Origin of the sequence: Aquabacterium sp. (assembly GCF_016195855.1) — a bacterium.
Taxonomy (GTDB): Bacteria; Pseudomonadota; Gammaproteobacteria; order Burkholderiales; family Burkholderiaceae_C; genus Aquabacterium.
Window position 1 is genome coordinate 37,271 of the sequence record NZ_JACPYU010000008.1, and the last position, 13,066, is coordinate 50,336.

Below are 13,066 nucleotides of genomic sequence, written 5' to 3' on the forward strand. Positions count from 1 at the left end.
GGCGGATGGATGGTGTGTGGCCATCACTTGGTTTGCAAGGCGAGGTCTTCGTCGTCAGCGGGGCCGGCCTTGGTGACCTGGCTGGATGACTTGCGGTGGGTGCTTGAACTCGGCTTCGAGGCGGAGGGCGCACTGGTGTTGGCTTTGCCCACGGCATGCCCCAGGCCCATGACCTTGGCCAGGGCGGGGATGAGCAGCACCGCGCCGATCATGTTCCACAAGAACATGAAGGTCAGCAGCAGGCCCATGTCGGCCTGGAACTTGATGTCGGACATGACCCAGGTGGCCACGCCAGCGGCCAGCGAGATGCCGGTGAAGGCCACGGCCAGCCCGGTGGTCTTCATGGTCTCCAGATAGGCCTCGGGCAGCGACAGGCCCTGGTGCAGGTACTGCTCCAGCCGGTTGTAGAGGTAGATGCCATAGTCCACACCGATGCCCACGCCCAAGGCGATGACCGGCAATGTGGCGACCTTGACACCCAGCCCCATCGCCGCCATCACGGCCTCACACAGGATGGAGGTGATGACCAGCGGGATCAGCAGGCACAGGGTGACACGCAGCGACCTGAATTCCAGCATCAACAGCACGGCCACGATGGCGTAGACCAGCCACAGCATGGGGCGCCAGGCCTTTTCCACAACCGCGTTGGTGGCTGACTCGATGCCGGCGTTGCCGGCGGCCATCAGGATCTCCACATGGGTGCCGCTGTGGCTGCTGACGAAGCCCTCGACCGTCTTGACGACGCGGTTGAGCGTGGCGGCCTTGTGGTCGGCCAGGTAGGCCACCACCGGCAACATCGAGCAATCGTCGTTGTAGAAGGACTGCGGGATGGCCTTGTGGGCCGAGTTGGAGATGTAGCGGTTGCGCGTGACCGCCGCCCACTTCAGGTTGCCGCCATAGGTGCCGGCGATGACCTGCTTCATCCAGTCGAACAGCGACACCGTGCTCTGGACGCCCGGTGTTTCTTCCAGCGCCCATTGCAGCTGCGTCACGGTAGAGGCCGTGGGGTAGGCGCCGCATTCGCCCGCGGGTGTCTTGACCATCACCACGAACACATCGGTGCTGGTGGCGTAGTGCCTGGCGAAGAAGTCAATGTCCTTGTTGTAGACCGAGCTAGGGCGCAGCTCGGGGGCGCCGGGGTCCAGGTCACCGATCTCCAGTTGGCGGCTCATGGCGTAGCCCGTGGCTGCCACCAGGCCCGCCACACCCAGCACGCCCCAGGCGCGCCAGCCCGTGGCCAGTGAGGCCAGGGCATGGCCCAGCCGATGCGGGCCGGCCTGGCGCCGCTTTGCGGCCTTCAGGCCACGGGCCGACATGCCCGCGTACGACATGGCAATGGGCAGCAGGAACATCTTGGTGAAGATGATCACGCCCACACCCACGCTGGCGCTGATGGCCAGCTCGCGGATGACGCCGATGTCGATCATCCACATGGTGGAGAAGCCCACCACATCGCACAGCAGGGCCACCGTACCCGGCACGAACAGCAAGGCGAAGGTGGCCTTGGCCGCACTCAGCTTGCTGGCGCCTTGTGCGCTTGCACTGGCAAAGGTGTTGATGTTCTGCACGGCATGCGACACGCCGATGGCAAAGGTCAGGAAGGGGACCAGGATGGAGTAGGGGTCCAGGCCAAAACCCAGCAGGTGCATGAGGCCCAGGTGCCAGAGCACGGCCAGCAGGCAGCAGCCGATGGTGACCAGGGTCACACGCCAGCAACGCGAGTAGGCCCACAAGAGTATGGCGGTGAGGCCCACCGTCAACAGGAAGAACAAGCCGATCGATGCCGCGCCGTGGATCAGGTCACCCACCAGCTTGGCAAAGCCCACGATGTGGATGCGGATGGTCTTGCTCTCGTAGCGTTGGCGCAGTTGCGCTTCCAGCCGTTCGGAGAACTGGCCATAGTCCAGGTGGGCACCGGTGTCGGGGTCGTTCTCCAGCAAGGGTGCCAGGATGACGCTGGAGCGGTGGTCGTTGGCCACCAGCGTGCCAACGAGCCCGGCTTTGGCCACGTTGTCGCGCACGATGGCGGCATCCTGCTTGACCGAGATGCTGCTGAAGTCGGCGGGGATGACCTTGCCCGATCGCAAGCCATCCTCGGTGGCCTCGAACCACAGGGTGTTGGGCGTCCACAAGGACTTCAGGTTGCCGCGGTCGATGCCGGGGATGTAGAAGACCTCGTCCGTGATCTTGCGCAGGACTTCCAGGTACTCCCGGCTGTAGATGTCGCCGTCCGTGGTTTCAACGGCAATGCGCACGGTATTGCCCAAAGGGCGCAGCTCGTTGATGAAGCGCAGGCTGTTGAGCACGAAGGGGTGGTTGCCGGGCACCATCTTCTGGAAGCTGGCATCGGCCTTGAGCAGCGAGGCCTGCCACAGCATCAGGCATGACACGATGGCGAAGAAGGCCAGCCACCAGGGGCGGCGGCTGAACAGCGCGCGCTCGGCCTTGTTCACCAGTCGGGATGGCGGGGGTGAAGAGCCAGGTGTGGGTGTTGCAGAGGTCATGGTGTCGGGTTGTGATCCGTTGGGCGAGTCAGGGCAGGGCATGCCGGTTGGCACCGCCCAGGCCCACGGTGAGCACGTCAAAGGCCAGGGCGCCGTGGGGCTTGGACCAGGTCGAGAGCACCAGGGTCATGGCGCCCACACGGCGCACGGGCAGCCGCTGCCCCATCAAGGCCCAGTTCTCGCCCTGGTCAGGGCTGGTCAGCAGTTGGCCCTCTTCGTCCACCAGCAAGGCGGCACCGTTGAGCATGGTGGCCGACACGATGGATTTCATGGTCGGGCTCAGCAGCGGCTTCCAGGCCTGCCCGCCGTCGGTGGAGCGAAACAGGTGGCCGTTGAAGCCGTAGGCGAGCAGGGCGTCGCCCGGCAGGGCGAGCACCCCATACAGATGCCCCTTGTAGCCCGTGTTGCTGCGCGTCCAGCTGCGCCCCATGTCTGTTGACACGAAGACGGTGCCGGCCTCGGCGGCGATGTAGACATGGCCGTCTGCACTCAGGGTCAGGGCATTCAGGTGCAGCCCTTCGGCGTTGTCCAGCCGGTCGCCGATGTAGCTCCAGTGCTTGCCGCCGTCGTCGGTGGTGAAGAGCTGGCCAAAGGAGCCGGCCGCAAAGCCGGTCTTGTCATTGGCAAAGCGCACGGCCAGCAAAGGCCGGGATGGCCCCGCTTCCACGGCAGCTTGCGAGCCCGCCACCGCGTCTTCCAGCGCCATGCGCAGGTTCGAAGGCGCCTCAGGCGTGCCAGCGCGGGAGGCCGGCAGCCTGGCCAGTTGGGCGCGTGCGGCTTCCAGCATTTGCTGATCGCCCTGGCGGCCATCGAACTGGCGCGCCCAGGTTACGCCGCCGTCGTGCGTGGCCAGGATGACGCCATCGTGGCCGGCCGCCCAGCCCGATTGCGCGCTGGGAAAATGAACCGCGGTGAGCATGACCGACGTCGGGGTGGGGGACTGCGACCAGGCGACGCCCCCGTCTTGCGACAGCATCACCAGGCCGGCCTCACCCACCGCCACCAGGCGCTTGCCGGTGTTGGCCACATCGACCAGCAATTTGCGCTGGCCGTGGTGGGTGATGGGCGAGCGGGCCTGCAGCAGGTCAACATGCGGGGGCAGCGGATCGGGTGGCGACACGCTGGCCGACACGGCGACACTCACCACCAGCAGCGCGCCCCATGACAGACGGGCAGACAGCTTGTTCACGACTCAGTTCCCCATCCGGCGCAAGGCATCCGGCGTGAAGTCGGCGGGCTTGAGCGCGACGTTGAACTGAAGTGGCTTTTCCTCGTTGGTCAGGCCACTGGAAACATAACGGCGCGATTGCAGGTCGTACTGGGCCGAGCCACCGATGAAGTAGGTTGGCGCGTTGTAGTACTGCAGGCCGAACACCTCCAGCACGCGCCAGAGGTCGCCGCGGCCGTCGTACAGGTCGGCATGGGCGATCTGCCAGGAATCCTCGTCAATGAAGTAGGCCCGCTTGCGGTAGACGTGGTTCTTGCCCGGCTTGAGCGAGCCTTCCACGACCCACACGCGGTGCAGTTCATAACGAACCAGGTCCTGGTTCATGGTGCCCGGCTTGATGATGTCGCTGTACTTGAGGGTCTTGTCGGTGAGGCGGTTGTTGTTGTAGGAGATGATCATCTCCTTCTTGCCCACGAGCTTCCACTCGAAGCGATCGGGCGAGCCGTTGAAGGCATCGTAGTCGTCCACCGTGGAGAGCCCGTCCACGCCATTGCGCGGCGTGTCGTAAGCGACCTCGGGGGCGCGCAGCACGCGCCGTGTGCCGGGGTTGTAGACCCAGGCTGCACGGGGTTGCTTGACCTGGTCGATGAAGTCATGCGCCAGCAGGGCTTCGCCCGCGATGTTGGACGGGGCCTTGTAGGTGGTGCGGAAGTAGAACAGGGCATTGGCGTTCTTGATGCCGGTGCCGAAGATGGTTTCCTCATGGCGCTTGACGGGTGTGAAAGCGCCATTGGTCTGCACGGGGAACTCGGTCTGATCGCGGATCAGGGTGTCGCCCCGGTAGCGGAACACGTGGTTCCACATCACCTCGACGCCGGTGTTGGGCAGCGGGAAGGGCACCGTGCTGGAGGACAGGTTCAGGACCGAGTCGCCATCATTGCCCGTGTCGATCTTGCCGGCCTCGGCCTTGATGGCGTTGTAGACCGCATCGGGGTAGCCCGCCGAGCGACGCGTCGGGTAGACGTTCATCTTGTACGTCGGGTAGCGCTTGAGCAGGGCCAACTGGCCCGGGGCCAGCTTGTCCTTGTACTGGTCTGCATTGGCGCCGGTGATGGTGAACAGAGGCTTGTCGGCGGCAAAGGGGTCAGCCCAGCCCTTGCCGGGGTCAAAGCCTGCGGGGGCCTTGACGATGCCGCCGCTCCAGGCGGGGATGGAGCCGTCCTTGTTGCCAGCACGCTCTGCGCCAACGGGGGTGAGGTCCTTGCCCAGGCGTTCGAGTTGCTCGGCGCTGGTCTTGCCAGATGCGGTCAGGGCGATGGCCAGCATGCCGGCCAGTGTCAGCACCAGGGTGCGGGTATGCGAGAGAGAAGGCATGAGGTCAGTCATGAAGTGGGTCTCCATAGCGGGTATCGGTCTTCTTAGAAGCTGGCGCTCAACACCAGAGAGAGGAAGTCGCGGTCATGGAAGCTGTCAAAGCGCGCGTTGGCGTTGAAGGTCGTGTAGCTCAGGTCCACCGCATAGCGCTTCTGGTAGTCCAGCTTGACGCCCGGGCTGATGACATGGCGCCCCTGGCTGAAGACACTGTCGGCCGACCAGCCCTGCACGTCCTTGGCCAGGAAGAGCCGGGGCTTGACCACAAAGCCTTCGATCAGATTGGGGTACTCCAGCTCGACCAGGCCGCGCACGCCCCAGGCGGTGGAGGTGAAGTAGCCGTCTTGCGTGCAGTTGCGGGTGTTGGTTGCCGCTGCGGGGCAGGCGCCGCCAAAGGACGCGTGAGGGCCCGCGCCGTATTCGAAGCCACGGCCGTAGCGCACACCGCTGTAGGGATCTCCGATGCCCATCCAGTGCTGGAAGGCCACTTCACCCATCACGGTGCCCGACGATGCCCCCAGCACATTGGAGACCAGCTTCAAGGTCGAGAACTGGAACTGCGTCTTGTTCTTGCGGTCATAGCCCACGTTGTAGGTGCCGGAAGCCAGCGGGGCCGCCGCGAAGCCCCAGCGCGAGGCCATGGGGCCAAGGCCTTGAACCATCGCGTAGAAGCCGTCCACCGAGTTGATCTGCACGGGGAAGTCCTTCGTGTAGCTCATCTCGCCGGCGACCGACCAGCCGTTGACCACGGTCGATGCGCTCAGGCCCGTCACCTTGATCTTGTCGGCCGAGTAGTCCCAGAAGACCGAGCCCAGCGAGGGCGAGTTGGTGTAGGCCGAGCCTGCCACGCTGCTGTTGTCCCGCACGCCGGACAGGTTGGGCACGTGGGTGTTGTACTGCACGTGGTACAGGCCGAACTCGGTGTCGATGGCCTCGACCATCTTCTTGGCGGCCAGGCCAAACTGGTTCTTGTCCGAGCCTTCGCGGTCGGCCGACAGCGGGAAGCGGAAGTTCGCGCCACCCAGGCCGGGTACACCGTTCCAGCCGAGATAGGAGTCTGAGCCGGCCACATCCTGGTTCACCAGGATCGAGCCTTTGGTGCAGTTCAGAGCCGTGGCCGGCGACCAGAAGGTGCCGCAGCCGTCGATGCTGGTGCGCTTCCATTGCAGCTGGTAGAAGCCCTCCAGCGACAAGCCACCGCCCAGGCCCAGGTTGGCCGAAATCTGCGGGACCGGCAAGATGGCCTCTTTGAGCAGGGTGCCCGATTGCCGCAAGGCATTGATGTCCAGCACCTGGTACTGGTTGACGCCGGGCACAAACAGGCTCTCACCAAAGTTGACAACGTGCTGTCCCAGACGCACTTTGAGCTGGGCGTCTTCAGAGAGGTCCACGCCGCCATAGACATAGGCGTCCAGCAGCTCAACCCCGCTGAACTTGGACAGGTTGGTGTCGAAGTCGTCGTCCCTGAGTTTGGTGTCGGGCACGAAGTCATTGGTGGCCGCGCCAAAGGGAACGGACTTGTGGCTCAGGCGGTAGTTGTCCCATGCCTTGGCACGCACCATGGCACCGAACTGACCCTTGTGGATGTCCACGTCACCGACCAGACGTGCCAGGGTGCTGAAGTTCTTCCACTTGCCCCAGTTCTTGTCGGCCGAGCCGGTGTAGGCCGAGCCGGTGCCGCCATCGTTCTGGCCGATCAGATCGGAGTCGGGGGACTTGGTTCGCCAGCCGCCGGTGAGCGAGGCATTGAGTGACCAGGTGGCTTCCAGGCCATCACCCAGGTCAGTGGTGCCAGCCAGGGCAGGCAGCGGGGCGCTCCATGCCAGGTAGACGAGGGTCGACAGACCCACGGACTTCACAACGCGCATGCATGTCTCCTCATGCTTGATCTCACCGGTACGCAGGACCGGTTTGCCTGCCTGCGGAAGGTGATGCGCTCAATGGGATCAGACTCCTGCAGGTGTAGGCAATTTAGGCAGTCGTTGCATTTGGCAACATCGTCACTTCAGACGATTTGGCTGGCCTGCAACTGCGTGAAACCCCTCTGATGCCTTGTCGTGAAATAACGCAATATCCCCGGCTGCGGTGGCCTCAGGCAGCACGCTGCCGCCTGGGGTCTCATCACTCACAAGGCATCAACATGGGCGATTCCCTTGCCGCATCCTCGGTCCCCACAGCCGGTGCGGGGCCCTGGGGCGATGTTCAACTTCAAGGGGTGATGGTCAACAAGACCACGCCACCGGTCGCCAGCCCATCCGAGGTGCTTCGGCAGGCGATCTGCGAGCGGGCGCTCCAGGCCCAGCAAGCGCGTGTGGTGCTGGTCCGTGCCCCTGTCGGGTATGGCAAGACCACGGCGCTGCGCCAGATTCGGGGCCGGCTGTCGCAGTTGGGCGTGGCCACCGGTTGGTTGACGCTGGACCGCGCCGACAACGACTTGCCCCGGTTTCTCCAGGCCCTGGCCTGGGCTTTGGCGGGTGTTCTGCCTGCGGGCGCATCGGGGCAGTTGGGGCCGTCTGGACAGTCAGGAGCGGGCGCCTTGCTCAACCAGCTCGCATCCAGCCCCCGTCCGTTCACGCTGTTTCTGGATGACGTGGAAGCCATCCACGATGCGCAGGTGCTGGACGTGCTCAAGGAGCTGATCATCCACCTGCCCGATGGTTCAAGGGTGATGGCCGCTTCCCGATCCATGCCGGAGTGGGGGCTGGCGCGTTTGCGCGTCCATGGTCAGTTGCTGGAAATCGATGTTCAGGACCTGCGGTTCACGCAGGACGAGGCCAGCAGCTTCTTTGCACGCCGCCGGCATGGCCCCTTGCCCGCCGCTGCAATGGCTGAGTTGTGGCGCAAGACAGAGGGCTGGATCGCGGCCATGTGGCTGGCGTCCGTGGCCCTGGATCGCAAGGGGGCCGACAGCGCCTTCATCGCGTCCTTCTCCGGCTCCAACAAGGCCGTGGCCCATTACCTGGCCAAGGCGGTGCTGGCCGAATTGCCCGCCGATGTGCGGCAGTTTCTGTTGCGCACCAGCATCCTCCATCAGATGACGGTACCTTTGTGCCACGCGCTGACGCCTCGTTGCGAAGCGCAAGGCCTGGCCGACATGGAGCGCATGCTGGACTGGCTGGAGGAGGCCGAGTTCTTTGTTCGCCCGGTGGCGCAGGATGGGCAGGACGGTGTGGGGCGCAGCTGGCGCTATCACGGCCTCTTTGTCGACTTTCTGCGGGATCAGCTTCGTCGGGATCAGCCGCATGAATACACGCGCCTGCATCTGGCTGCTTCAGCCTGGTTCGAGTCGCAGGGCCGCCCGGTACCCGCGATCGACCACGCCCTGGAGGGTGGCGATGTGCCCCAGGCGCTGACCCTGTTGTCCCAGCATGCGCAGCGCTTCGTGGAGCAAGGGCGCATGCGCATGCTGACCCGTTGGTTCACGCTGATTCCCTCATCCCAGCTGGTGCCCTATCCGCTGCTGGAGAGCATCGCCATCTGGGCCACCTTCTTCACCAAGGGGCCCGCCGAGGCCTTGAGCGCGCTGCAACGGTCGGGGTGCGAGTCCAGCACCGACACGTTGGTGCAGGCCAAGTTGCGCACCTTGCGGCCTTTGCTGATGGCCCTCCTGGACCGTTACGAGGAAGCCCTGACTTTGGGGCGGGATGCCCTGACCCAACTGCCCAGTGGCTGCTCGTTCTCGGACATTGGCCTGGCCAATGCCATGGCCCATGTGGCCTCGGTGGTGGGCGATGCGGGCATGACGCGCCAACTGCTGGATGAGGCACGGCGCACCCCGCGCAGCAACCCGTTCACGCGGACCTTCACCGAATCCGTGGAAGGGATGCTGGACCTGCACGATGGGCGCCTTCAGCAGGCAACGGCCCGCTTGCGCATGGCCGTGGGCGAGAGTGGCAGCGCCATGCCGGTGGTCACGCCGGCCAACCAGATCGAGGGCAACGCCTGGGCCGGCGTGCTCTATGCCGCGGCCTTGTATGACGCCAACCGCCTGGATGACGCGCAGCAGCGGCTTCATGTCTACAGCCCCTTGGCCAAGGAGACGGGCCTGCCCGACCACATGATCCTGGGGCATGCGCTGCGCGCGCGCATTGCCTACAGCCGGGGTGATCTGGACCTGTGCCAGGAGGCGCTGAGTGACCTGGAATACCTCGGCCACCAGCGGCAGCTGCCGCGTGCCGTGGCGGCCGCCCACCTGGAGCGCGCGCGCGTCTTGCTCCTTCAAGGGCAGGCCAGGCCGGCCCGGGATGCGCTGGACGCCGCAGACCTGCCCGGCCTGTGGGAGCGCGTCAACCGGCAAAGGCTGGTGGCGCACGACATCGAGTACCTGCAGCTGGCGCGCATCCGGTGGGAGCTGCACCATGGTGACGCGCGGCGTGCCGTGGCCCTGATCGAGTCGGAGCTGGCGGCAGCCGAGCAAGTCGGCCGAGGGCGCCGGGCGCTCAAGCTCCATTTGCTGCTGGCCCTGGGGCAGCAGCAGTGCGCGGACATCGCGGGCAGCATCCAGACCGCCGAGCGGGCCTTGAGGCAAGCCTGCCGTGATGGCTTCGTGCGCATGGTGCTGGATGAAGGGCCGGTACTGCTGCCGGTGGTTCAACGCCTGCAGCGACCGCATGTGGCCGACCCAGCTCCCGATCATGGCGCCGATCATGCCGCCGAGTACGTGGGCGCCTCCAGGGACCCGATCTGGGATGACTATCTGCAGACCCTGGTGAGCGCGCTGCAGGACATGGGCGCGGCCCATCAGGCCCATGCCGAGCCCTTGCCGGCTGCTCGCGAGGCCGAACTGGCCGGCATGACCCCTCAGGAGATCCGCGTGCTGCACCTGCTGGCGCAAGGGTGCTCCAACAGCGACATGGCGAGCCGGCTCAAGGTGTCTGACAGCACGGTGAGGACGCACTTGCGCAACATCAACGCCAAGCTGGGCGCACACAACCGCATGCAGGCCATCGCCGCAGCACGCCGGCTGGCCGTGATCGCCTGAATGGCCTGAATGGCCTGAGCCAGGCGGGTGCGCGGCGCGTGTGTGGGCTCAGGCGGCCATGGCATCGACCAGATCGTCGCGCAAGGCGGCCACCCGCTGCAGGTGCCAGTCGACGTTGCCAAACAGGCTCTCGATCTCCGTGGCCCTTCGGAAGAAATGCCCGATGGCCAGCTCTTCCGTCATGCCCATGCCTCCGTGGATCTGAACGGCGCCTTGGCCCACGAGCTTGCAGGCCTTGGCCGTGGCGATCTTGGCAGACGACACGGCCAAGGCGCGTGCGGCAGGTGTCGCGTGCAGGGCGTCCACCACCGAGGCGGTCAACGCTGCAGCTTGTTCCAGCGACAAGTACATGTCAGCCAGGCGGTGCTGCAGGGCCTGGAAGCTGCTGATGGGCGCACCAAACTGCTTGCGTTGGCGTGCGTAGTCCACCGTGTCATGCAGCAGGCGCTGCAAGACCCCGATGGCTTCGGCGCAAAGGGCCAGGGTGGCCTCGTCCATCACCTGCTCGATCAGTGGCAAGGCCCCGCCAACGGGCCCCATGATCTGGCTGGGTGAGATGGCCACGTGGTCGAAGGTCAATTCGCTGGCCACGCCCCCATCGAGTGTGCGCACATCGTTGCAGTGCACGCCCGCCGTGTGCGCCGGGATGCAGACCAGCGAGATGCCATCGCGCTCCCAGGGCGCTCCCAGGCTGCGCGCCGTGACCAGCAGGTGCGTGGCCCATGGGGCGCAACGCACCACGGTCTTGCGGCCCTGGAGGATGTGCTTGTGGCCGCCCTCAACGGGTGTCAGGGTGGTGCGCACATCGTGCCAGTCGTGGCGGCTGCTGGGTTCGGTGGCAGCGAAGGCCACGACCGCATCACCATGGAGCATGCGCGTCAGCATCTGCCGGGCCTCGGGGGTGGCCAGGCGCTTGAACACCCCGCCGGCAATCACGATGGTCGACAGGTAAGGCTCGGCTGCCAGCGACGCGCCCAGGGTCTCCATCACCACCAGGTTGTCGAACATGTCGCCGCCCAGGCCACCGAGTTCTTCGCTGAACGGCAGCCCGAGAATGCCCAGCTCATTGGTGAGTTCGTGCCACAGCGGCGGCCAGTTGCCGGCCGTGGCCAGCAGATGGGCGCGTTGCTCCGTCTTGTAGCGGTCCGACAGGAGGCGGGCCAGGCTGTCGCGCAGCATGGTCTGGGTTTCATTCAATTGAAAGCAACTGTCCATGGTGCTGTCCTTTCCTTATTGCGCCAGCAGGTGCGCGGCGACGAGGTTGCGCTGGATCTCATTGGTGCCGGCATAGATGGAGGCGGCCCGGTCGTTCAGGTAGGCCGACATCGCGAACGAGGCCTCTTCGTCCAGCCCTTGCTGCGCGCACAGGTGCATGGGGGTGCGAACCTGCCCGCGGTGTGCGGCAATCAGGATGCCGATCTCGGTCAGGTGCTGTCGCAGCTCGGTGCCCAGCAGCTTGGTCACCGACGGCCTGATCCCCGGTGGTGTGCCCATGGCATCGGCCCTGAGGGCGCGGATCTCCAGGGCCTCCACGGCATCGATCTGGCAATGCGCCTCGGCGAGCTTGAGCTTGATCAGCTGCCGCTCCAGGCTATGGGGCGGTTGGTGCGCAAAGGCGTCCTGCGCGGCCTTGTCCAGGCGCCGCATGCGTGCGCGCAGTTGGGGTGCCCAGGCGCTGCCCCGTTCATGTTGAAGCAGGTATTTCGCAATCGCCCAGCCCTGGTTCTCTTCGCCGATCAGGCCTGAAGCCGGCACCCTGAGGTCATCGAAGAAGACCTGGTTGAGTTCATGGTCCCCCGAGATGCTGATGATGGGACGGATGGTGATGCCCGGTGTGCCCAGGTCAAAGCACAGGAAGCTGATGCCCTGCTGCGGCTTGCCGCCTGTGGCCGTGCGCACCAGGCAGAACATCTTGTTGGCGTACTGGGCATGCGTTGTCCAGATCTTGGTGCCATTGATGATGTAGTGAGCACCATCGCGCACGGCCCGGCATTGAAGCGAGGCCAGGTCCGAGCCCGATTGCGGCTCGGAGTAGCCCTGCGCCCAATAGTCGTCCCCGCTGCGTATGCCGGGCAACCAGCGCGCCTGTTGTTCTGGCGTGCCAAAGGCGATGATCACCGGGCCCACCATGCCGGTGCCCATGGGCGCCAGAGGGGGCGCATCGGCGGCGGCCAGCTCACAGGCAAAGAGGTAGTGCTGCATGGGCGTCCAGCCTGTGCCCCCATGCTCGGTGGGCCAGCGCGGCACGCTCCAGCCTTGGGCGGCGAGGATCTGGTGCCAGCGGATGCCGTCGGGGTAGTCGGTGAAGATGCCCGATGCACGGCGGCCGGCCAGGCGCAGATCTTGCGTCAGTGCGGTGTCGAGAAAGGCCCGCACTTCATCCCGAAATGCGTTTTCAGATTCAGTCAAGACCATGTGAGTCCACTCCAATACGGTGCGGACAGTTTTGCAGTTTGTGAATGTCGACTGAATCGTCGAAACAGACGAACCCAAAACCCATGGGATTCGTAGACTGGCGAACACGCTGAACAAAAGGAGTTTGAGATGGATCCCAAAGTGATTGAACTGGTGCAGGGCAGTTGGCGCTCGGTCGAGCCTATCGCACCGCAGGCCGCCGCGCTCTTCTATGGCAAGCTGTTTGAAGCCGACCCTGCGCTGAAGAGCCTGTTCAAGGGTGACATGGCACAGCAAGGTGCCAAGCTCATGCAGATGATTGGCGCCGCTGTGCGAGGGTTGAACGATGTGCCTGCCCTGTTGCCGGTGTTGCAGGCGCTGGGCGCGCGCCATCAAGGCTATGGCGTGAAGCCGCAGGACTACGAGGTTGTGGGTGCGGCCTTGCTCGACACCTTGGCCCAAGGCTTGGGCGAAGCGTTCACCACCGAGGTGCGGGACGCCTGGACCACGGTCTACCAGACCATGGCCAGTGTCATGACCCAGGCTGCGGAACAAGCGCGCGCGGCGGCCTGAGTCTGATCGGCAAAATCGTCTGAAAGGACGAGAGGGTTGGGAGATTCGGACCTCTAGTGTGCGGGGCTGCACGCG

Annotated in this window: 8 protein-coding genes; 2 read left to right on the forward strand and 6 right to left on the reverse strand. The window is 65.1% G+C overall.

The features are described from left to right. Nucleotides 1-23: 23 nt before the first annotated feature. From HY019_RS07510 to HY019_RS07525, 4 genes are read right to left on the reverse strand one after another with little or no spacing between them, the layout of a single operon-like run. Entirely contained in the window at nucleotides 24-2,504 is a 2,481-nt protein-coding gene (locus HY019_RS07510; protein ID WP_290689811.1) for an MMPL family transporter, read from the reverse strand. A 28-nt stretch (nucleotides 2,505-2,532) separates the two neighbouring features. Next, nucleotides 2,533-3,693: a YCF48-related protein gene (locus HY019_RS07515; protein WP_290689813.1), complete on the reverse strand. Its 1,161-nt coding sequence runs from the start codon at nucleotides 3,691-3,693 to the stop codon at nucleotides 2,533-2,535. A 3-nt stretch (nucleotides 3,694-3,696) separates the two neighbouring features. Then, the gene (locus HY019_RS07520; RefSeq protein WP_290689814.1) at nucleotides 3,697-5,058 is read right to left on the reverse strand and encodes a DUF1329 domain-containing protein; all 1,362 of its coding nucleotides are present in this window, start codon (nucleotides 5,056-5,058) and stop codon (nucleotides 3,697-3,699) included. A gap of 32 nt (nucleotides 5,059-5,090) precedes the next feature. Continuing rightward, nucleotides 5,091-6,911 (reverse strand): DUF1302 domain-containing protein, encoded by a 1,821-nt coding sequence (locus HY019_RS07525; RefSeq protein ID WP_290689815.1) that lies wholly within the window; start codon nucleotides 6,909-6,911, stop codon nucleotides 5,091-5,093. 272 nt (nucleotides 6,912-7,183) lie between these two features. On the opposite strand from HY019_RS07525, the gene HY019_RS07530 reads away from it, so the two are divergent. Further along, on the forward strand, nucleotides 7,184-10,024 hold the full coding sequence (locus HY019_RS07530; protein WP_290689816.1) for a LuxR C-terminal-related transcriptional regulator: 2,841 nt from the start codon (nucleotides 7,184-7,186) through the stop codon (nucleotides 10,022-10,024). Between the two features lie 48 nt (nucleotides 10,025-10,072). Here the strand turns inward: HY019_RS07530 and HY019_RS07535 are convergent, their stop codons facing one another. Next, the gene (locus HY019_RS07535) at nucleotides 10,073-11,239 is read right to left on the reverse strand and encodes an acyl-CoA dehydrogenase family protein (protein WP_290689818.1); all 1,167 of its coding nucleotides are present in this window, start codon (nucleotides 11,237-11,239) and stop codon (nucleotides 10,073-10,075) included. Between the two features lie 15 nt (nucleotides 11,240-11,254). After that, nucleotides 11,255-12,439, reverse strand: a complete 1,185-nt coding sequence (locus tag HY019_RS07540) for an acyl-CoA dehydrogenase family protein (protein ID WP_290689819.1) — start codon at nucleotides 12,437-12,439, stop codon at nucleotides 11,255-11,257. Between the two features lie 129 nt (nucleotides 12,440-12,568). On the opposite strand from HY019_RS07540, the gene HY019_RS07545 reads away from it, so the two are divergent. Then, nucleotides 12,569-12,991: a globin family protein gene (locus HY019_RS07545; protein WP_290689820.1), complete on the forward strand. Its 423-nt coding sequence runs from the start codon at nucleotides 12,569-12,571 to the stop codon at nucleotides 12,989-12,991. Nucleotides 12,992-13,066: the final 75 nt, after the last annotated feature.